Source organism: Novosphingobium sp. BL-A-28-Hi1-0D (assembly GCF_055521755.1).
Window position 1 is genome coordinate 3371397 of the sequence record NZ_CM145502.1, and the last position, 20299, is coordinate 3391695.

The following is a 20299-nucleotide window of genomic DNA, read 5'->3' on the forward strand; positions in this document are numbered from 1 at the left end:
TTTTCGCAAGGATGTACACATGCCCCGTCTCGGCACCGGCAAGCTGGTCATCGCCACGCACAACGCCGGAAAGCTCAAGGAAATTCAGGCTCTTCTCGCCCCCTATGGGATCGAGTGCCTGTCCGCCGGCGCGCTCGGCCTGCCGGAGCCTGCCGAGACGGGGACGACCTTCATCGAGAACGCGCTGATCAAGGCGCGGGCGGCAGCGGAAGCTTCACAGATTCCGGCGCTGGCCGACGATTCGGGCCTGTGCGTCGATGCCCTCGGCGGCGCGCCGGGGGTCTATACGGCGGACTGGGCCGAAGCGGACGTGTTCGAGGGCGGCCCCGGTCGCGACTGGTACATGGCGATGGGCAAGGTTGAGGGAAAGCTCGCCGGAGTTGCCGCAGAGTTCGCGAGAGTTGCGGTAGAGTCCGGGGAGAGTTGCCAAGAGTTGGAAAGAGGCTGCCACTTCGCCTGCGTGCTCGCCATCGCCTGGCCAGACGGCTCCCACGCGGTCTACGAAGGCCGCGCCCACGGCACTTTGACGTGGCCCCCGCGCGGAACAATGGGCTTCGGCTATGACCCGGTGTTCGTGCCAGTGGGCGACACGCGCACTTTCGCCGAACTCGACCCGGTCGAAAAGCACGCCATCAGCCACCGCGCCGATGCCTTCGCCAAGCTGGTAGCGGACCAGTTTTCCGCCTAAGGCTGGCGCATGGCGCTAGCCCTCTACATCCACTGGCCATTCTGCCTCGCAAAGTGCCCCTATTGCGACTTCAACAGCCATGTGCGCGAACGGACTGACGTGGCTGCGTGGGAAGCCGCGCTGCTGGCAGACATGCGCCATGAAGCGCGGTTGACGTCCGGCAGGCCGCTGTCCTCGATCTTCTTTGGTGGTGGCACCCCCTCGCTAATGCCGCCTGCGCTGGTCGAAAGACTGTTGCGCGAGGCCGAGGCGCTGTGGGGCTTTGCGCCGGGGATCGAGATCACGCTTGAGGCGAACCCGAGCTCGGTCGAGGCCGCAAATTTCGCAGCGCTCGCCAGTTCCGGGATCAACCGCGTCTCGCTCGGCCTGCAGGCGCTCGACGACAAGACATTGAAATTTCTTGGCCGACTGCATGACGTCAACGAAAGCCTTGCAGCGCTGGAGCTTGCACAGGCACATTTCGGCAGGATCAGCTTCGACCTGATCTATGCCCGCCCCGATCAGTCACCCGAACAGTGGGAAGCCGAACTCAAGCGCGCTTTAGGTTTCGGAACCGGACATCTGTCGCTCTACCAACTGACCATCGAGCCAGGCACTCGCTTCGCCACGCTGGTCCGCGAAGGCAAATTGACGCCGCTTGACGACGACCAGTCGGCCGATCTGTTCAGCCTGACCCGGGAACTGACCGCCGCTGCTGGCCTGCCCGCCTACGAAACAAGCAACCACGCCCGCCCCGGCGAGGAAAGCCGCCATAACCTGACGTATTGGCGCTACCACGATTACGTCGGCATCGGTCCCGGTGCGCATGGGCGGAGGCTGGGTGCGGCGACGGTTCGGCACAAGAAGCCCGAGAATTTCCTGCGCGCGGTGGATGAACAGCACCACGGCATCGCCGAGGAACGCGCGCTCGTCCACGCAGATCAGGCGATGGAAGCCGTGCTGATGGGCCTGCGCCTGACCGAAGGCATCGAGCCAGCCAAGCTCGCCGCACGCTTCGGCTTCGCAGCAGACGATCTGATCGATCCGGCAAAGCGCGACTTATACCTGCGCCTGGGCCATCTCGTGCAAGAGGGCGCCCGTCTGCGCGTGACCGAGGAGGGCGCGCCGCTGCTTGAGGCGCTGCTCGCCGAATTGGTGCCCGACGCATTGGTCAGCGCGTGACGACGGCGGATATCCTGGAGGCGTGGAACAGCCATCTCGCCCTTGGACGCCGCCGTTCACCACACACCGTCCGCGCCTATGCCGCAACGGTAGCGCGCCTGCTGCACGCCCTGCCGGAGGAGCAAAACTGGTCCTCGTTGGCCCGGATCGATGCGGCAACCCTGCGCACCCATCTGGCCGAACGCCGCGCCGATGGGCTGGGCAATGTCTCGGCAGCGCGCGAACTCTCGGCGCTCAAGACGTTCATCGCCTTCGCCCGCGAGCAGGCTGGCGAGGCTGACACCAGCCGCCCCCGTCTGCGCGGGCCCCGCGTCAAGAAAGGCCTGCCGCGCCCGGTAACGCCGGACGAAGCGGTCAATCTCGCCGAGATGGTGGCCGACGACGCCAGCGTGCCATGGATCGCCGCGCGCGACCGGGCGGTGCTGCTGCTGCTCTACGGTGCCGGGATGCGCATTGCCGAGGCGCTGGCGCTACCTGCCTCGGCCCTGCCGCTGGGCGAAAGCGTCGTCATCACCGGCAAGGGCGGACGCCAGCGCGTGGTTCCGCTGCTGCCGATCGTGCGCGAGGGCGTCGCCGAGTATGCCCGGCTTTGCCCTTGGCCGCTTGCCCGGAACGAGCCGCTGTTTCGCGGGGCGAAGGGTGGCCCCCTGGCCCAAGGCATGGTCCAGCGCGCCGTAGCCCGCGCGCGCGTCGCGCTGGGCCTGCCCGCCACGGCAACACCCCATGCGCTGCGGCATTCCTTCGCCACGCACCTGCTGAGCGCGGGCGCGGACTTGCGTTCCTTGCAGGAACTGCTCGGCCACGCGAGCCTGTCCTCAACGCAGATCTACACCCGCGTGGACGCGGCGACGTTGCTGGATGTCTATCGCAATGCGCATCCGAGGGCGTGATCGGGGCAAGGGTTGGTGGCGACAGTAAGGTTATGGGCCCCGGCCTTCGCCGGGGTGACGGAAGAAGAAGTGTGTAGGACGGTTACCCCAAACCCGTCATCCCGGTGAAAGCCGGGATCCATAACCTCGCCACACCAAGCTCGGCTGGCCGATCAAGCCGGCCCTACTTTCGCACCGCCTTGTCGTCCTTGAGCTTCTTCTCGGTCCATTCGATGAAGTCCTTGGCGAAGGCATCACGCAGTTCGGCCTTGGCCGGTTCGACCATGTCCGGGGTCTTTGGCGGGAAGACTTCCAGCGGGTTCTTGACCGCACCGATGGAAATGATCGGTTTGCCGCCCTTGCTGAAATCGCGGAACTGCGTGCCGACGAGCAGGTTGCTGCCGTACATCATTGCCTTGAAGTAAAACACGCTGACGAGAAGGAACTCGGCGTAGCAGGGGTTGGTCGATGAGGTGATGCGCTTGCCTGCCTTCAAATCGGCGTTGAGTGCCTTGATCTTGGCCTTGAGCACTGGGTCGGCCTTGACCGCCTCGTTCGAAGGCGTCGGCGGCTCGATGATGACCTTCCAGTCCGGCACGCCAAGACGCGTGCGGTAGTTGATCTTTTCAAGCTCGGCCAACTGGACTTCAGGGCCGAGGTAGTCCTTCATCAGGTCCTTGACCGTGGCGACCCTGCCCTTGTGCGCTTCCTGATCGGCAACGGCGCCAACAATGCCGAACCCTGAAAGCAGCCCGCTGTTGAAGCCGATGTAGTTTTCGGTCGGAAAGACGTGCAATTCGCAATTCGATTCCGCCGTGGCCGCAGGTGCCAGAGGCGGCGCGGCCTGCTCCTGCGCCATCGCCTGCCCCGTCTGACCGAGGCACAGTGCCGCGAACCCGATAACCAATCCTGCCTTCATACGTCCCCACCCATGTTGGCAGCCACGCTTGCAACGTGGCCATCTGTTCCCGCGTCTGGATCGGAGATTCCAGAACCATTGGCAAGGCCGATGCTGGAATATGGTTACTTGGCGGTCACGGACCGCGGCAGGCGCAGGACTGACAGCAGGCCGCCGAGGTCCTCGCTTTCCTTCAACTCCACATTGCCGCCATAGATTTCAGCGACATCACGGACGATGGCGAGACCGAGGCCGGTGCCGGGCTTGCCGGTATCGAGCCGCGCCCCGCGATCGAAAATGCGGGTGCGGGCTTCTTCTGGAATGCCCATGCCGTCATCCTCGACCCAGATCTCGCAGAACTTCGGGTCGGCTGGCACCGCATCGATGGTGATGAACACCGAGCCGCCGCCATATTTCGCCGCGTTCTCGATCAGGTTGCCGAGGATTTCATCGAGGTCCTGCCGCTCGATCGACACTTCAGCAGTGCGATTGCCGTCCATGTCGAAGCGGACTTGCGGGTAGAGCCGGACCACTGCGCGCTCCACTGCTTCGGCGCTTTCCCAGACCTGCGCGCGCGACATGCCGACGGCGCGGCGGCCGACGGCGCGGGCGCGGGCCAAGTGGTGGTCGACCTGTCGGCGCATCACTGCAGCTTCGCGGATCACCGTATCGGCAAGGTCGTCGGCTTTGGCGGTTGCGGCGTTCATCACCACGGTCAGCGGGGTCTTGAGCGCATGGGCAAGGTTGCCGGCATGGGTGCGCGCTTCTTCGGCCTGCCGCTCGGAATGTTCGAGCAGGGCATTGAGTTCGACAACCAGCGGCTGCACTTCCAGCGGCAGCGGATCGGTCACTCGGCTCGCCCCACCTTCCCGCATGCGCGCAATGGCAAGCCGCACGCGGCGCAAGGGCCCGAGGCCGTAGTATGTCTGCAGGCCCGCCATGGTGAACAACCCGAGCCCGAGCGCGAGGAACGACCACAACAGGATCGAGCGGATACGGCGAATCTGCGCGTCGATCTCGCCACGGCTGGCGGCGACCTGGAATTCCCACAGCGTATTGCTGCCGGGCAGGATGACCGAGCGCTTGATGATGCGCAGGCGCTCGCCATCGAACTGGTCGCTGTCGTCGATCTTGGGATCGACGTAGTTGTTGTCGAGGCTGGTGCGCAGAGAGCGGTCCCACAGCGAGCGCGAGGGGAAGTCCTCGTGGCCCTGCCCCGAAATCTGCCAATAAAGCCCGCTGTTGGGTTCGAGGAAGCGCTGGTCGCCCAAGGGGCGGTTGAAAAACACCTCGCCGTCAGGTCCGATCTCGGCCGAGGCGACCATCGCGGTCAGCATGTAGCCGAGCTGTTCGTCGAAATTGCGAGTGACCAGCCCGGTCAGCGTCTGGTCGAGTGCGAGGCCCCCGCCGAGCAGCAATACGGTAATCCAACCAGCAGCGATGAGCAGCATGCGCCGCGCCAGCGAGCCGGTGTGCGGCGCTGGCTGCGGCGGCTGTGCTGGTTCGGGCCGTTGGGTGGCCACGCTTTACCCGCGACCGGGGCCGGCCGGATCGTCGAGACTGTAGCCAAGGCCGCGAATCGTGGTAATCACGTCCGGCCCAAGCTTTTTGCGGATGCGCGTGACGAAAACTTCGATCGTGTTCGAATCGCGGTCGAAATCCTGATCGTAGATATGCTCGATAAGTTCGGTGCGGCTGACGACCTTGCCCTTGTGGTGGAGCAGGTAGGACAGGAGCTTGTATTCCTGTGCGGTCAGCTTGACCGGCTCGCCATTGAGCGTGACACGACCCGAACGCGTATCGAGGCGAACGTCGCCTGCGGTCAGTTCAGACGAGGAATTGCCCGAAGCACGGCGGATCAGCGCGCGCAGGCGGGCGATCAGTTCCTCGGTCTGGAAAGGCTTGGCGAGGTAATCATCGGCACCGGCATCGAGGCCTGCGACCTTGTCGGACCAGCTGTCACGCGCGGTGAGGACCAGCACGGGGAACTTGCGGCCTTCCTTGCGCCACATGCCGAGCACGGTGAGGCCGTCGATCTCTGGCAGGCCGAGGTCGAGAATGACCGCGTCATATTCCTCGGTCGAGCCCATGAAGTGCCCGTCCTCGCCATCAACCGAAAGATCGACGGCGTAACCGTTCTGTTCGAGCGTGTTCTTGAGCTGCTTGCCGAGCGTGGGTTCGTCCTCGACGATCAGAATGCGCATCACTTGCCCCTTGCTGCGCGCGTTGGCGCCATAACCTGAACGGCTAGATGGGGCGCGAAACCTGAACGGTCAAGGAATTGGCCAGAAAGCCTGTGTTCACCGATTTTCCGGTTAGCGGCTCTCGCCCAGAACCTGCCCGGTGCGCGCATCCACATCGACGAACGATACGCGGCCGTCGCGGATGAACTTGAGCCGATAGACCATGGCCGAGGGATCGTACTCCGGGCCGAGGTACTGCATTCCCGGCTTCGTCGGCAGGACGCGGCGTTCGATATCGCGGAGCGAGCGCACATTGCCGGCGCGCAGATCACGGCGAGCCTCGTTCTGCTCGTCCGGGCGCTGTTGCGCGTGGGACGAGACAGGCAGGACAGCCAGCGAAGCGGCGAGGAGGGCAATTGCACGGTTCATGATGTCCGCATGCATAAGACCCGCGCATTGAACAAGCCGTGAATGCGAAGCGACGTTATCGTTCAGTGTCCGGCGTTGCACGCGGGCAACGGTGCGGCTAAGCGGCTCGGCATGGCGGCACCGATACTCAGCTGGGAAGGCCTTGGCCTGATCCAGGGCAATGGCTGGCTCTTTCAGGACCTCGACATCCACATCCAGCAGCGCGACCGGCTCGCGCTGATCGGGCGCAATGGCGCTGGAAAGACGACGTTGCTCAAGCTGCTGGGTGGGCAAGTCGATGCGGACAAGGGCACGCGCTCGATCCAGCCCGGCACCAAGATCGTGACGCTGGAGCAGGACCCGTTCTTCACCGGCTACGATACGCTGATGGACTTCGCGCTTTCGGGCAAGGACGCCCCGCCCCGGCACGAGGTCGAAGCCATCGCCGGACAGCTCGGCATCGATCTTTCGCGCAAGGCCGACAGCGCCAGCGGAGGCGAGCGTCGCCGCGCCGCGCTGGCGCGTGCGCTGGCGAGCGAACCCGATCTGCTGCTGCTCGACGAGCCGACCAACCACCTCGACCTTGCAGCGATCGACTGGCTGGAAGACTGGCTGCAGCGCTATCGTGGCGCGTTCGTGGTGATCAGCCATGACCGTACATTCCTTGAGCGCCTGACCAGGGCGACGCTGTGGCTCGACCGGGGCAGCCTGCGCCGCAAGGACATCGGATTTGGCGGGTACGAGGCGTGGATGGAGCAGGTCTATGCCGAGGAAGCGCGCGCGGCGGACAAGCTCGACGCAAAACTGAAGATCGAGGCGCACTGGCTGGAGCGCGGCGTTACCGCAAGGCGCAAGCGCAACCAGGGGCGGCTTGAGAAGCTGTGGGAAATGCGGGCGCAGCGCGCGGCCATGCTCAGCCCGCAGGGGACGGCCAAGCTCGCCATCGCCAGCGACGATGCCAAGAGCAAGGCGGTGATCGTTGCCGACCACGTCAACAAGTCGTTCGGTGAACGGCCGATCGTCAAGGACTTCACCCTGCGCATCACGCGCAAGGATCGCATCGGCGTGGTGGGATCGAACGGCGCGGGCAAGACCACGCTGCTCAAGCTGCTGACGGGCGAACTGGAGCCGGACAGCGGGACGATCACACTGGCCAAGACGCTGCAGGGGGTGATGATCGACCAGCAGCGCAGCCTGATGGCGCCGGACAAGCGGGTGCGCGACGTGCTGGCCGATGGCAGCGACTGGATCGACGTGCGTGGCGTGCGCAAGCACATCCAGGGCTATCTCAAGGACTTCCTGTTTGATCCGGGCCTGGTCGAGGCGCGCGTCGGCACGCTTTCGGGCGGTGAGCGTTCGCGCCTGCTACTGGCGCGCGAGTTCGCGCGGTTTTCCAACCTGCTGGTGCTCGACGAGCCGACCAACGACCTTGATCTGGAAACGCTCGACCTGCTGCAGGAAGTGATCTCGGACTACGACGGCACCGTGCTGATCGTCAGCCACGACCGCGACTTCCTCGATCGCACCGTCACGATCACGCTGGGCATGGACGGGTCTGGCCGGGTCGATATCGTCGCGGGTGGCTATGCCGACTGGGAAAAGATGCGCAAAGCCCGCCTTGCGGGCAAGCCGGTGGCAAAGGGGGGCGAAAAGGGCGAAGCCCCGGCGCCTCCGCCGCCGCCACTCCCGGCGAAGAAGGGCAAGCTCTCCTACAAGGACCAGCGCGACTACGAGATTCTGCCCAAGCGGATCGAGGAACTCGACGCCGCCATCGCGCGCGGTGAGGCACAGCTGGCCGATCCGGACCTCTACGCCAAGGACCCGAAGAAATTCGATTCGCTGATGGCCGCCCTCGAAAAGGTCCGTGCGGAAAAGGACGCGGCAGAGGAGCGCTGGCTGGAACTGGCGGAGATGGTTGAAGGATAGCCTTTGCGGCCACGTAAAGCCCTTGCCACGGCGCGAACTTTGCAGGTAAGCAAAAATCACCGTTGCGGTTAAGCACGGAGCTTGCTCAGGTCGCATCATGATCAACCGAATTCGCGATATCCGCCGCCAGAAGGGCATGACGCTCGCCGACGTTGCCGCGCGTTGCGAGCCACCGACCACGGCGCAGACCATCGGCCGCCTCGAAACCGGTACGCGTAGCCTGTCGCTGACGTGGATGAACCGCATCGGCGCAGCGCTCGGGGTCGAGCCGCAATTGCTGGTCAAGGCCGATGAAGAGAGCCCTGCCCGCCTCGTTGCGCGACTTGGGGCGCAAGGGGCGGAGGCACTGGCCAAGCCAATGGATGCGATCCTGCCCGTGGCGCTCGATGGGTCCGCGCGGCTTATGGCCATGGCGGTCGATGCCAGTGCGGGCGAATACCGGGCGGGCGATCAGGTCTGGCTCCGTCAGATCGACCCGGACGATTTTGCCCGCGCCTTCAACCGCGACGTTCTCTCGCCCCGCCCCGGTGGCCGCTTTACCTTCGGTCGGCTGATCGACCAGCGCGACGGCCGCGTCGCCCTGCTCCCGCCCGGCCCCGGTCAGCGACAGGTGGTGATCGACCGGCCGGCGTGGCTCGGGCTTGCCGAGATGCTCGTGCGCAAGCTTTGACGTGAGGCGGCTGCTCTCGATCTCGACACTCTATCCTGCCACAGGCCGTCCCGGTTTCGGCCGTTTCGTCGGTAGACAGATGCAGGCGCTTGCGGCGCGAGGTGACTGGGAGGTTACCGTGGTCAACCCCGTCGGCCTGCCGCCCGTCCCGATGAGGCGCTACGCTGCACTCAGGGCAATTCCCGAAGTCGAGCAGCAGGGCGGTGTCACGGTGCACCATCCCCGCTTCCTGCTGGTGCCGGGGCTTTCGGGGCCGATCAACCCAATGCTGATCGCCCACGGCATCCTCCCTCTGGCAAAGCGGCTCCATGCCGAACGACCGTTCGACATGGTCGATGCGCAGTTCTTCTATCCTGACGGGCCTGCCGCGGCAAAAGTGGCGCGCGCCCTCAATCTGCCGCTGGCGATCAAGGGCCGGGGGTCGGATATTCATCTCTGGGGCATGCGCGCCCTGCCCCGGCGGCAGATGCTGGAGGCGGCGCGGCAATCGTCGGTACTCCTCTCGGTTTCCTGTGCCCTGGCGCGCGACATGGTCGATCTCGGCATGCCCGAGGACCGCATCCGGGTGCACTACACCGGGCTCGATCGCGCGCGTTTCCATCCGATGGCGCGGGCGGAGGCTCGACAGAGGGTCTCCGGACAGCACGCGCTGGGTCTCTGGCCAGATGGGCGGCTGCTGCTCTGCGTGGGCGCACTTTTGCCGATCAAGGGACAAGCGCTCGCGATCCGGGCTCTCCTGCTGCTTCCGGAAGACGTGAGGCTGGCCATTGTCGGGACCGGAGAGCACGAGCCTGTCCTGCGAGCGCTGGTCACGGAACTCGATCTGGATTCCCGAGTGCTGTTCCTCGGTGCGGTGGAGCATGACGTTCTGCCTGACCTGCTCTCAGCCGCCGATGCAATGGTCCTGCCTTCGGAGCGCGAAGGCCTTGCCAATGCGTGGATCGAAGCGCTCGCCTGCGGGACGCCAGTGGTCATCCCGGACGTAGGCGGTGCGCGCGAAGTGGTGCTCGACGACAGCGCCGGTCGCATCGTCGACCGCACACCCGAGGCGATTGCGCAAGGCGTTGCCGAAGTGCTCGCCAACCCGCCGAGCCAGGCTGCAGTCGCCGCCAATGCCGAGCGCTTCAGCTGGGACGCCAATGCCGCGTCGCTTGCGGCCTTCTACGACGAAGCGGCGGCAGAGCGCTGAGCTCCACCGCCGCTCCGGGTATTTCAGGTTTGCGAACGATCAGGCGCCGTCGCGCGCAAGCCGCTCCTGCTTTTCGAGCGCCGTTTCGGTCGGCACGAAGCTGTTCGGATTGACCTTCAGCCAGATCAGGATCGGCGCGGCCATGTAGATCGAGCTGTAGGTGCCGACGAAAATGCCGAGCGTGATCGCGGCAGTGAAGCCGAAAATCACATCAGGGCCGAGCAGCAGCAGCGCGACCAGCGTGATCAGCATCGAGAGCGAGGTCACGATGGTACGCGCCAGCGTCTCGTTCACCGAAAGGTCGAGCAATTCGGGCATCGGCATCTTGCGGAACTTCTTCATGTTCTCGCGGATGCGGTCATAGACGACGATGGTATCGTTCAAGGAATAGCCGATCAGCGTCAGCAGCGCGGCGACGATGTTGAGATCGAACTCCATCCCCGTCAGCGCGAACAGCCCGAGCGTCAGCGTCACGTCGTGGACCAGCGCGAAGAGCGCGCCTACTCCGAACTGCCATTCGAAGCGTAGCCAGATGTAGGCCGCCACCGCCAGCGAGGCGAGGCCGAGCGCCTTGAACGCGTCCCAGCCCAGCTCCTTCGACACCTTGCCCGAGACCGAATCGACGCCGTCGATGCGCGCGTCGGCGTGGTTCTTCTTGATGTCGGCCGTGATCGTGCGCGCCATCTTGTCGGCCAGCGCGGCTTCATGGTCTGCGCCTTCGGGCAGCTTCATGCGGATCGAGATTTCGTTCGGCTTGCCGTAGCGCTGAATGATCGGCTCGCCATAGCCCAGCTTGCCGACTTCCTCGCGCAGCGTGGAGACAGGCGCTTCGGCGCTGCGTTCGAACGTCACGCGGATCATCTGGCCGCCGATGAAATCGACGCCGAGGTTGAGGCCCTTGGTCAGCACCAGACCCCAAGATGCCGCCATCAGCACAAGGCTGATGATGTAGAACGGCAAGCGCCACTTGAGGAAGTGGATGTTGGTGTGATCGGGGACGAGCTTGAGGAGTTTCATGTGTTCTTCCTCCTCTTACAGGGCGATTTCGGTGGGACGTGCACGGCGCAGCCACTGGACCACCCACATGCGGGTGAGCGTCACGGCGGTGAACACCGAGGTGGCGATGCCGATCATCAGAACGACGGCAAAGCCCTTTACCGGACCCGAGCCGAACGCGAACATCAGCACGGCGGCGATGACGTTGGTGATGTTGGCATCGAAGATCGCGCGGCTGGCTTCCTTGTAGCCGAGTTCGACCGCCTGTGTGACCTTGCGGCCGCGATGGCGTTCCTCGCGGATGCGTTCGTTGATCAGCACGTTGGCGTCGACCGCCGCGCCGATGGTCAGCACGAAGCCGGCGATGCCCGGCAGGGTCAGCGTGGTGCCAATGATGCCCATGATGCCAAGGATCATCAGCACGTTGATGATCACGGCGAGGTTCGCATAGACGCCGAAGCGACCATAGGTGACGAGGATGAAGATCGCGAGAGCGAAAGTGCCCACGCCCATCGCGATCATGCCCTTGCGGATCGAGTCCGCGCCAAGGTCAGGCCCGACGGTCCGCTCTTCCACGACCTTGAGGTCTACCGGCAGAGCGCCCGAACGCAGCGAGATAGCCAGCGCGTTGGCGCTTTCGGTGGTGAAGCGGCCCGATATGATTGCGCTGCCCCCCATGATCGGTTCATTGATGGTCGGCGCAGACAGCACCTTGCCATCAAGGATGATCGCGAACTGCTTGCCCACGTTCTGCGTGGTCAGCTTGGCGAACTTGGCGCCACCTTCGGTATTGAAGGTGATGTTGACGACCGGCTCGTTGGTCTGCTGGTTGTTGGTCTGCTGAGCGTTGGTCAGCTGATCGCCGCGAATGCCGCCGAGACGCTTGACCGCAATCGATGGCACGCCGCCACCTTCGGCAGGGCTTATGAACGGCACGATCTCGCTGCCCGGAGGCGCGATGCCGCGCGCCACGTCAGATGGTAGCGCCGAGGTATCGACCAGCTTGAATTCGAGCTTCGCGGTCTGGCCCAGCAGATTCTTCAGCGCCTGCGGATCTTGCAGGCCCGGCACCTGAACGACGATACGCGTCGGTCCGGAACGGATGATGGTCGGCTCCTTGGTGCCAAGCGCGTCGATGCGCTTGCGCACCACTTCAACCGCAGTGTCCATCGCCTGGGTGACGGCCTGATTGACCCCGGCCTCGGTCGGCGCGAGGACGAAACGGTTGCCGTCGACGACGTTGATGTCCCAATCCCGCTGGCCGGTAAGCCCTGCCCCGTTGGTCAACGGCAGCACGGCCTCGCGCACCGCATCGACCTGCGAGGGATCGGCGACCACGAATGTCAGCGCGCCATCGCGGTTCGAGATGTCGCTGATGCGGATGTCCTTGCCATCCTGCTTCAGCTTGTTGCGGACCGATTCCTCCATCCCCTCGATGCGCTGCTGGCGCACTTGCGCAGGGTCTGCCTCAAGCAGGATGTGGCTCCCACCGGCAAGGTCAAGCCCGAGGTTCACCTTGGGTTCGGGCAGTGCGGTCGGCCACGAAAGGCCCATGGTGGAGGTGAGCGAGGGAGTGGCGGCGGCCACGCAGATCAGCGTGATGAGCCAGAGCCAGATCACCTTCCAGCGCGGAAAATCGAGCATGGGCGGTCAGCTTTCAGGAAAAGAGAATTCAGTCGTTGGCCATCAGTCGTTTGCAGGCGCGGAACCTGCAGGTGGCACGATGTCGCCGATGGTCGCGCGCACGGCCTTCACCCGGACATTCGGCCCGAGTTCCAGTTCCGCATAATGATCGTCGAGCTTGATGACCTTGCCGATCAGGCCACCGGCCGTCACGACCATATCGCCCTTCTTCATCGCGGCGATCTTGGCCTTGTGCTCCTTCTGCTGGCGCATCTGCGGGCGCAGGATCAGGAACCAGAAGATGAAGCCCATCGCCACCAGCGGCAGGAAGCTCATCCAGGCAGGCGGTTGTCCGGCATTCGCGGCGGCGGCGGAAAGAGTGCTCAGCATCATGGGTCCGTTTCTGGGATCGCGACTATGGTTTTGCAACCGCACCGCCTGCAGACATCCTGCAAAACGCGGCCTCGGCTGCTGCAAGCGGCGCGGTTAGCAGTTTGCAATAGCCTAGGCAATCTGACGCGGCGTTACGCCACGCCTCGCATGCGGAACCTTTCGCCAATCAGACGCTTGCCATCGCAGAAAGTGCTGCCTATAGGCGCGCTTCCGGTCGGGACGTAGCGCAGCCTGGTAGCGCATCACACTGGGGGTGTGGGGGTCGGAGGTTCGAATCCTCTCGTCCCGACCAATTTTCCAAAAGGCCCGACGCTCCGTGCGTTTCGGGCCTTTTTGCTGAAAACCGTTTTCCTACATCAGCCGACATGGTTACCTCATCGCGCGTCCAACTTCTCGAAAGGGCGACGCAATGGGTATTCTCGAAGCACTGATCTCCCCTGTTTCCGGCATCATCGACAAGGTGATCCCCGACAAGGACGCCCGCGACCGGGCAAAGCTCGAACTGCTCAAACTCGAAGGCACGCAGGAGCTCAAGCAGTTGCAGGCGTGCATTTCGGCAATCCTCGCCGAGGCCGGATCGGCCGACCGCTGGACCAGTCGCGCCCGGCCCGGCTTTCTCTATGTGATGTACGCGATGATCCTCTGGGCCCTGCCGATTGGCCTGATCGCGGCGTTCCGCCCGCAGGCTGCGCAAGACATCGCCGCCGGCATGAACGCCTATCTGGGCGGCTTGCCCGAGCCGCTCTACGCACTCTTCGGCACCGGCTACCTTGGCTACACTGCCGCTCGCCAGTGGGGCAAGGTTCGCGGCAGCGACCGGTGATTGCCGGTCTTCTTGGTTAGTTTCTGGTAACTTCCGCCTGCTATTGAGACGGCCATGACAACAAGGTCGGCCCAATCCTCGCAGACACTGCCGCTCGCTGGCAGGCGGACTCTTCGTGCGGCCGTTCCCGCGCTCGTGGCGCTGGCGGCCCTGCTCGGCGGCTGCGGCAAAGCGGCCGACGAAAAGCTCGAGGCGCGCCTCGCCGCGCTCGAGGCAAAGGCCGAGGCCGCAGACAAGCGCTCACGCGAGGCGCTGAGCATGGCGGCGACCGGCAATCCGGCTCCTGCGCCAGACGCTGGCGGCGAGCCGATCTACGGCGAAGCTGCCGACAACGGTGGCGTCACCGACGATTCCCCGGACAGCGCGATCTACGACAACACCATCGAATCCCCGCCCGGCCCGGCCATCGCTCCGGGCGGCTGACACGCCCTCCTCCCTTGCACGTTTGCCTGTAACGTCTATCACGACAGGCAAATCGCGATCGGGGGATCACATGACGCAATCATTCGGGCAAGGCACGACGGTCTACGTGCTCAATGGCCCCAACCTCAACCTGCTTGGCCTGCGTGAGCCCGATATCTACGGGTCGCACACGCTGGATGACATTGCAGGGATGCTTGAAGATCGCGGCCGCGAACTGGGGCTTGAGATCGACATGCGCCAGTCCAACCATGAAGGCCATCTGGTCGACTGGCTGCATGAAGCCCAGGCCGAAGGCGTCAAGGCCGTCCTGCTCAACGCCGGGGCTTACACTCACACTTCGGTCGCGATCCACGATGCAATCAAGTCGATCAAGGTTCCGGTGATCGAGGTCCACCTGTCCAATCCGCACAAGCGCGAGGACTTCCGCCACAAGTCCTATGTCGGCATGGCGGCGCTCGGCACGGTATGCGGATTTGGCGCGAACAGCTATCTCGTCGCGCTGGACGCCGTTTCGCGGCTTTAGGACGCGCGTTTTTCCACCTTCAAGGGCCTGCGCCCCTTGCCAGCCGGACATCTTGGGGGCATGGCGCGCGGTCTGAATTCATACCCCGCGAGGAAATTCCAATGGGTCACGAACGCGGCGACAAGGCCGACAACATGGCAATTGACAGCAAGCTGGTGCGCGAACTGGCAGAGCTTCTTGCCGAAACCGGGCTTTCCGAAATCGAAGTCGAGGATGGCGAGCGCAAGATCCGCGTCGCCCGCCAGATCACCGCAGCGCCCGTGGCGCAAGTCTCGGTCCCGGCACCTGCCGCCGCTGCTCCCGCTCCGGTTGCTGCTCCAGCTGCAGCCCCGGCTGCCGCACCTGCAGACGACAACGCCAACGCGCTCAAGTCGCCGATGGTCGGCACCTGCTATCTCGCCGCCGAGCCGGGCGCCGCGAACTTCGTCACCGTCGGCCAGACGGTCAAGGCGGGCGATACCGTCCTGATCATCGAGGCGATGAAGGTGATGAACCCGATAACCGCGCCTGCCGCAGGTGTCGTGAAGGCCATCCTCGTCGAGAACGCGCAGCCGGTCGAATTCGACCAGCCGCTGGTCGTGATCGCGTAAGGACCGCACATGGCCATCAAGCGCCTGCTGATCGCCAACCGCGGCGAAATCGCGCTGCGCATCCACCGCGCCGCACATGAAATGGGCATCGAGACGGTCGCGGTGCACTCCACCGCTGATGCCGACGCGATGCACGTGCGCCTTGCCGACCATGCGGTCTGCATCGGCCCGCCTGCTGCGCGTGACAGCTACCTGAACGTCGCGGCAATCATCTCGGCTGCCGAGATCACCCATGCCGACGCGATCCACCCCGGCTACGGCTTCCTCTCGGAGAACGCCAAGTTCGCCGAGATCGTTGAAGCGCACGACATCACGTGGATCGGCCCCAAGCCCGAACACATCCGCACGATGGGCGACAAGATCGAGGCGAAGCGCACCGCAGGCGCGCTGGGGCTGCCGCTCGTGCCCGGATCGGACGGCGCGGTTTCCGACATCGCCGAAGCCAAGGCGATTGCCGAGAAGGCGGGCTATCCGGTCATCATCAAGGCCGCATCGGGTGGCGGCGGTCGCGGCATGAAGGTATGCAACGGCCCCGAAGAGCTCGAAACGCTGATCCAGCAGGCCGGGAGCGAGGCCAAGGCCGCGTTCGGAGATGCCACGGTCTATATCGAGAAGTACCTCGGCAACCCGCGCCACATCGAATTCCAGATCTTCGGTGACGGCAACGGCAATGCGATCCATCTGGGCGAACGCGACTGTTCGCTCCAGCGCCGCCACCAGAAGGTGCTCGAAGAAGCGCCCTCGCCCGTCATCTCGACCGAAGAACGCAATCGCATGGGCGGCATCGTCGCCAAGGCGATGGCCGACATGGGCTATCGCGGGGCGGGCACGATCGAGTTCCTGTGGGAAAACGGCGAGTTCTACTTCATCGAGATGAACACCCGCCTGCAGGTGGAACATCCCGTCACCGAAGCGATCACCGGCGTCGATCTCGTGCGCGAACAGATCCGCATTGCCGATGGCAAGCCGCTCTCGGTCAAGCAAGACGAGATCGAGTTCAAGGGCCACGCGATCGAATGCCGCATCAACGCGGAAGACCCGTTCACGTTTGCTCCCTCACCGGGGCTGGTGAAAAGCTATCACGCAGCGGGCGGCATGCACGTGCGCGTCGATTCCGGGCTCTATGCCGGGTACAAGATCCCGCCCTACTATGACTCGATGATCGCCAAGCTGATCGTCTATGGCCGCACCCGCGAAGGCTGCATCATGCGCCTCAAGCGCGCGCTCGAGGAAATGGTGATCGAAGGTCCCAAAACCTCGATCCCGCTCCACCAGCGCCTGCTGAACGAGCCTGATTTTCTCTCGGGCGACTACACGATCAAGTGGCTGGAAGAGTGGCTGGCGAAAGACGCCTGACTTCCACCACATCAAACGGAAAAGCCCCCGCAGTGCGGGGGCTTTTTTGTGGGCGGATCAGTTGTCACCGTCGTCCAAAGGCAACCTTGCCCGGATCGCCCGCCATGCCGGTTCCGGCCGGTCGTTCTTCACGAGAATCGCCTCGACCTCGTCGAACTCTTCCAGTTCCAGCGCCTCACTCACGCTAAGCGGAAAATAGACGTTCTCGTCATTGTCCATGCGCACGGCATAGGCGCCGCGACCTTCTTCGCTTCTGGTAATGATGCACATCGCTTTGACAGCCATGGTAGAACCTTGATTTGATAGTTTGATACAAATGCCCGCAGGGGGCTCCTTCATGCAGCGCCTCGGCGTCTTGCTGTCAAGAGCGCGGTTTCCAAACAATCACGCGCCAGACATAGGCCACCAGCACGATCACCAGCGTGCCTGTTGCCACCGGCCCCGTGTACTTCTCCAGATCGCTGAAATTTCGGCCCAGATAGTAGCCTGCCCCTGCAAGAATGGCGTTCCAGATCGCAGCACCGGCAAAGGTGAACAGCAGGAACCGGACATGCCCCATCCGCGTCAGCCCCGCCGGAAGCGAGATCATCGTGCGCATGAACGGGGCAAAGCGCACAGCAAAGACGACCCACTGGCCGTGACGACGGAAGAACGCGACGATGCGCTCGATGTCCTCCCACTCCACGGTCAGCCAGCGACCGAAGCGGTTCACGAAAGGCTGCAAGCGTTCATATCCCAGTGAGCGCCCAAGCAGGTACCAGCAGTAGTTGCCCAGCGTCGACCCCACGGTCCCTGCCAGCATCAGCGGCCAGAACTCCATCCGTCCGCGCGCCACGGCAATGCCGCCAAGCCCCATGATCACTTCCGAAGGGATCGGCGGAAACACGTTCTCGATGACCATCAGGAAGGCAATGCCCCAATAGCCGCCCCCTTCGATGAGGTGGATGATCCAGTCGTTCATGGAAAGGGTAACGCTTCCAAGCAGCCAAAAGCTCCTGCCCCCCCACCTGCGCGGGGGCGCAGCATCTCATGTGACCTAGAGCCGCCCTTCGATCGCGTCCCAGATCATCCCCGGCGTATCCGTGCCATTGAACTTGTCGATGGCAACAATCCCGGTCGGCGACGTCACGTTGATCTCTGTCAGGTACTTGCCCCCGATCACATCGATCCCGACGAAGATCAGCCCCAGCCGCTTCAGCTCTGGCCCCAGCGCGGCGCAGATTTCCTGCTCCTCAGGCGTCAGTTCGGTCTTCTCGGCATAGCCACCGACTGCAAGGTTCGAGCGGAACTCGCCCTCGCCGGGCTTGCGGTTGATCGCACCGGCGATGTCGCCATCGACCAGCACGATGCGCTTGTCGCCCTTGGCCACTTCCGGAAGGAAGGCCTGCACCATGTGCGGCTCGGGCCAGGTCTGGTTGAACACCTCGAACAGCGCGCCGAGGTTCTCGCCCTCCTCGCTCACCCGGAAGATCGCCTTGCCGCCGTTACCATGGATCGGCTTGATCACGATGGCGCCGTGCTTCTTCTGGAACAGGCGCACTTCATCGACCGAACGGGTCACGATCGTCGGCGGCATGAAGCGACGGTAATCGAGCACCATGACCTTTTCGGGCGCGTTGCGGACGCTGCGCGGGTTGTTCACCACAAGCGTCTCGCTTTCGATCCGCTCGAGCAGATGCGTTGCGGTGATGTAGCCCATGTCAAACGGCGGGTCCTGCCGCATCAGCACCACATCAATGTCGCGCCCAAGGTCCAGCCTGCACTTCTCGCCCGCCTTGTAATGATCGCCCACCACACGCTGCACCGTCACCGGCGAGCCATGCGCGATCAGCCGGTCGTCCTCGTCCAGCGTCAGCGAGCCGACATCGTAGTGATAGACCTCGTGCCCCCGCTCCTGCGCTGACAGCATGAGCGCAAAGCTCGAATCACCATTGATATTGATCGAATGGAGCGGGTCCATCTGGACCGCGACGCGAAGAGTCATGCTTGCACTGATCCTCAGGGGTTTCTCTCACCCGTGCCTTAAAGCGACTTTATCGGCAGCGCGACCATTTTCGCCTCGCGCCACGATGGCGCCACCCCCCTTCAAGGAGCCATTGATGCGCAAGCTGTTCACTTTTGCCGCCGCCGGTATCGCCGTTCTCGGCTGGTCTGCCCAGGGCATTGCCAACCCCGACCCGCACCCGACGTCCGCCCCGCACGACGACCACAAGGGTGACAAGAAGGACGAGCATCACGACGAGCACAAGGATGGTGAGCACAAGGACGGCGAGCACAAGCCTGCTCACTGATCCAAAGACTCAAGCGCCGGGTTGCCACGCATTGGCAATCCGGCCCTAAATTGCCTTGAGATCAAGCGCCGGGTTGCCAGGCATTGGCAATCCGGCGCGGCCACGTACGCGGGGCGACAAGGATCACGTCGATCCGCACATCATCTCCCGCCTTGGCATAGCGCGGCGCCAGCATCTCCGCCGCCCTCGCTACACGCCTCAGCCGGTGCGCGTCGACAGCCTCGCCCAGCAAGGCAGCATCGCGCCGCCACTTCACCTCGATGAACGCCACGGTCCGACCCTTGCGCGCGATCAGGTCCACCTCGCCGACCTTGACCTTCACCCGCTGTGCCAGAATGCGCCACCCACCCAACCGCAACCACCACGCCGCCAGCGTCTCGCCCCGCCGCCCGCGCTGTTCTGCCTCGGCCCTGCTCAAGCTTTGAGTTCCCCGGCCTTCAGTTCCCCGGCCTTAAGCTCCATTGCCCGCGCGTAGAGCGTTTTGCGGTCCAGACCATGCGCCTTGGCGACCTTGCCCGCTGCTTGCGACGTCGACATTTCCACCAGTGCCGCTCGAAGTTCGGCGTCGATCACGTCCTCGTCAGGTGCCTCGGCCTCGCCCGGCGGCCCGATCAGCAGCACGATCTCGCCCTTCGCCGGATGCGTGGTGTAGTGCCCTGCAAGCTCCGCCGCAGTCCCGCTGCGGCATTCCTCATGCAGCTTGGTCAGTTCTCGCGCCACGACCACGTCGCGCCCCGGCAAGCGCTCGGCAATGGCCTCGAGCGAAGCAACCAGCCTTGGCCCGGTTTCATAAAACGCGAGCGTTGCCGGAACTGCAGCCAGTTCCGCCAGCACGTCGCCCCGCGCCTTCTCCTTGTTCGGGAGAAACCCTGCAAACAGGAAGCGATCCGTCGGCAGGCCCGCCATCGAAAGCGCGGTGATGACCGCACTCGCGCCGGGCAGCGAAGTCACCGCAATACCCCTCCCCTTGGCCTCGCGTACCAGACGATAGCCGGGGTCCGAGATCAGCGGCGTCCCAGCATCAGAGACGAGCGCCACGGCCTTCGTCGCCATCTCGCCCAGCAGTGCGTCGCGCATGCCTTCGCTGGCGTGATCGTCATAGCGCCGCATGGGCTTGTGCAGACCAAGCAGATTCAGCAACTTGCCGGTGACCCGCGTATCCTCGCACGCCACCAGATCACAGCGACCAAGCGTTTCGATCGCGCGACGGGTCATGTCACCAAGATTGCCAATGGGGGTGGCTACAATATAGAGACCGGGTTCAAGTGGTGGTGACGTTTCCATGCGCA

General features: G+C 64.1%; 24 protein-coding genes and 1 tRNA gene. 13 read left to right on the forward strand and 12 right to left on the reverse strand.

The genetic code is table 11. The features are described from left to right. The first annotated feature begins 19 nt into the window (after positions 1-19). The 3 genes from rdgB to ACZ1JW_RS16240 are packed head-to-tail and all read left to right on the forward strand — an operon-like array spanning position 20 to position 2739. Positions 20-688 (forward strand): RdgB/HAM1 family non-canonical purine NTP pyrophosphatase, encoded by a 669-nt coding sequence (rdgB, locus tag ACZ1JW_RS16230; protein ID WP_465141326.1) that lies wholly within the window; start codon positions 20-22, stop codon positions 686-688. Between the two features lie 9 nt (positions 689-697). Continuing rightward, complete coding sequence (gene hemW, locus ACZ1JW_RS16235; protein ID WP_465125716.1) at positions 698-1849, forward strand: radical SAM family heme chaperone HemW; 1152 nt, start codon at positions 698-700, stop codon at positions 1847-1849. Continuing rightward, positions 1846-2739 carry a tyrosine recombinase XerC gene (locus tag ACZ1JW_RS16240; RefSeq protein ID WP_465125715.1) on the forward strand — a complete coding sequence of 298 codons (894 nt, stop codon included), beginning with the start codon at positions 1846-1848 and terminating at the stop codon, positions 2737-2739. The genes hemW and ACZ1JW_RS16240 overlap by 4 nt, the downstream gene beginning before the upstream one ends. A gap of 163 nt (positions 2740-2902) precedes the next feature. Here ACZ1JW_RS16240 and ACZ1JW_RS16245 read toward each other — a convergent pair whose 3' ends face one another. The 4 genes from ACZ1JW_RS16245 to ACZ1JW_RS16260 form a co-directional block, all read right to left on the reverse strand. After that, positions 2903-3637 (reverse strand): hypothetical protein, encoded by a 735-nt coding sequence (locus ACZ1JW_RS16245; protein WP_465141327.1) that lies wholly within the window; start codon positions 3635-3637, stop codon positions 2903-2905. 104 nt (positions 3638-3741) lie between these two features. Continuing rightward, a complete protein-coding gene (locus ACZ1JW_RS16250) occupies positions 3742-5067 on the reverse strand; it encodes a sensor histidine kinase (RefSeq protein WP_465142798.1) in 1326 nt (441 codons plus the stop codon). Positions 5068-5142: 75 nt separating this feature from the next. After that, positions 5143-5820, reverse strand: coding sequence for a response regulator transcription factor (locus tag ACZ1JW_RS16255; protein ID WP_196274488.1), 678 nt, complete (start codon positions 5818-5820; stop codon positions 5143-5145). Between the two features lie 111 nt (positions 5821-5931). Next, positions 5932-6228 carry a PepSY domain-containing protein gene (locus ACZ1JW_RS16260; protein WP_465125713.1) on the reverse strand — a complete coding sequence of 99 codons (297 nt, stop codon included), beginning with the start codon at positions 6226-6228 and terminating at the stop codon, positions 5932-5934. Between the two features lie 111 nt (positions 6229-6339). Here ACZ1JW_RS16260 and ACZ1JW_RS16265 point away from each other — a divergent pair, with 111 nt between their 5' ends. From ACZ1JW_RS16265 to ACZ1JW_RS16275, 3 genes are all read left to right on the forward strand, one after another. After that, the gene (locus tag ACZ1JW_RS16265) at positions 6340-8133 is read left to right on the forward strand and encodes an ABC-F family ATP-binding cassette domain-containing protein (RefSeq protein WP_465141328.1); all 1794 of its coding nucleotides are present in this window, start codon (positions 6340-6342) and stop codon (positions 8131-8133) included. Positions 8134-8230: 97 nt separating this feature from the next. Next, complete coding sequence (locus ACZ1JW_RS16270; RefSeq protein ID WP_465125711.1) at positions 8231-8803, forward strand: helix-turn-helix domain-containing protein; 573 nt, start codon at positions 8231-8233, stop codon at positions 8801-8803. Position 8804: 1 nt separating this feature from the next. Further along, on the forward strand, positions 8805-9992 hold the full coding sequence (locus ACZ1JW_RS16275; protein ID WP_465141329.1) for a glycosyltransferase: 1188 nt from the start codon (positions 8805-8807) through the stop codon (positions 9990-9992). Between the two features lie 39 nt (positions 9993-10031). On the opposite strand, the gene secF is transcribed toward ACZ1JW_RS16275, so the two are convergent. The 3 genes from secF to yajC are packed head-to-tail and all read right to left on the reverse strand — an operon-like array spanning position 10032 to position 13004. Further along, entirely contained in the window at positions 10032-11009 is a 978-nt protein-coding gene (secF, locus tag ACZ1JW_RS16280; RefSeq protein ID WP_465125709.1) for a protein translocase subunit SecF, read from the reverse strand. Between the two features lie 15 nt (positions 11010-11024). Further along, positions 11025-12632: a protein translocase subunit SecD gene (gene secD / locus ACZ1JW_RS16285; RefSeq protein WP_465141330.1), complete on the reverse strand. Its 1608-nt coding sequence runs from the start codon at positions 12630-12632 to the stop codon at positions 11025-11027. A gap of 42 nt (positions 12633-12674) precedes the next feature. Next, a complete protein-coding gene (gene yajC, locus ACZ1JW_RS16290; protein WP_144907185.1) occupies positions 12675-13004 on the reverse strand; it encodes a preprotein translocase subunit YajC in 330 nt (109 codons plus the stop codon). 215 nt (positions 13005-13219) lie between these two features. On the opposite strand from yajC, the gene ACZ1JW_RS16295 reads away from it, so the two are divergent. The 6 genes from ACZ1JW_RS16295 to accC all read left to right on the forward strand — a co-directional run bounded on the left by ACZ1JW_RS16295 (position 13220) and on the right by accC (position 16719). After that, positions 13220-13296: transfer RNA gene (locus tag ACZ1JW_RS16295), tRNA-Pro, on the forward strand. Between the two features lie 117 nt (positions 13297-13413). Next, positions 13414-13827 (forward strand): holin family protein, encoded by a 414-nt coding sequence (locus ACZ1JW_RS16300; protein ID WP_465141331.1) that lies wholly within the window; start codon positions 13414-13416, stop codon positions 13825-13827. A gap of 54 nt (positions 13828-13881) precedes the next feature. After that, complete coding sequence (locus ACZ1JW_RS16305; RefSeq protein ID WP_465125706.1) at positions 13882-14250, forward strand: hypothetical protein; 369 nt, start codon at positions 13882-13884, stop codon at positions 14248-14250. A 70-nt stretch (positions 14251-14320) separates the two neighbouring features. Beyond that, entirely contained in the window at positions 14321-14773 is a 453-nt protein-coding gene (gene aroQ / locus ACZ1JW_RS16310) for a type II 3-dehydroquinate dehydratase (protein WP_465141332.1), read from the forward strand. A 101-nt stretch (positions 14774-14874) separates the two neighbouring features. Continuing rightward, on the forward strand, positions 14875-15363 hold the full coding sequence (accB, locus tag ACZ1JW_RS16315; RefSeq protein WP_465125704.1) for an acetyl-CoA carboxylase biotin carboxyl carrier protein: 489 nt from the start codon (positions 14875-14877) through the stop codon (positions 15361-15363). 9 nt (positions 15364-15372) lie between these two features. Beyond that, the gene (accC, locus tag ACZ1JW_RS16320; protein ID WP_465125703.1) at positions 15373-16719 is read left to right on the forward strand and encodes an acetyl-CoA carboxylase biotin carboxylase subunit; all 1347 of its coding nucleotides are present in this window, start codon (positions 15373-15375) and stop codon (positions 16717-16719) included. Positions 16720-16776: 57 nt separating this feature from the next. On the opposite strand, the gene ACZ1JW_RS16325 is transcribed toward accC, so the two are convergent. From ACZ1JW_RS16325 to gshB, 3 genes are all read right to left on the reverse strand, one after another. Continuing rightward, positions 16777-17004, reverse strand: a complete 228-nt coding sequence (locus ACZ1JW_RS16325) for a hypothetical protein (protein WP_465141333.1) — start codon at positions 17002-17004, stop codon at positions 16777-16779. A gap of 76 nt (positions 17005-17080) precedes the next feature. Next, entirely contained in the window at positions 17081-17680 is a 600-nt protein-coding gene (locus ACZ1JW_RS16330; protein ID WP_465125701.1) for a DedA family protein, read from the reverse strand. 75 nt (positions 17681-17755) lie between these two features. Continuing rightward, positions 17756-18703 carry a glutathione synthase gene (gene gshB, locus ACZ1JW_RS16335; protein WP_465141334.1) on the reverse strand — a complete coding sequence of 316 codons (948 nt, stop codon included), beginning with the start codon at positions 18701-18703 and terminating at the stop codon, positions 17756-17758. A gap of 115 nt (positions 18704-18818) precedes the next feature. On the opposite strand from gshB, the gene ACZ1JW_RS16340 reads away from it, so the two are divergent. Continuing rightward, entirely contained in the window at positions 18819-19010 is a 192-nt protein-coding gene (locus ACZ1JW_RS16340) for a hypothetical protein (RefSeq protein ID WP_465141335.1), read from the forward strand. 61 nt (positions 19011-19071) lie between these two features. Here ACZ1JW_RS16340 and ACZ1JW_RS16345 read toward each other — a convergent pair whose 3' ends face one another. Together ACZ1JW_RS16345 and rsmI are read right to left on the reverse strand one after the other, a co-directional pair. Then, positions 19072-19428: a YraN family protein gene (locus ACZ1JW_RS16345; RefSeq protein WP_465141336.1), complete on the reverse strand. Its 357-nt coding sequence runs from the start codon at positions 19426-19428 to the stop codon at positions 19072-19074. Next, positions 19425-20294 carry a 16S rRNA (cytidine(1402)-2'-O)-methyltransferase gene (gene rsmI, locus ACZ1JW_RS16350; RefSeq protein ID WP_465141337.1) on the reverse strand — a complete coding sequence of 290 codons (870 nt, stop codon included), beginning with the start codon at positions 20292-20294 and terminating at the stop codon, positions 19425-19427. The genes ACZ1JW_RS16345 and rsmI overlap by 4 nt, the downstream gene beginning before the upstream one ends. Positions 20295-20299: the final 5 nt, after the last annotated feature.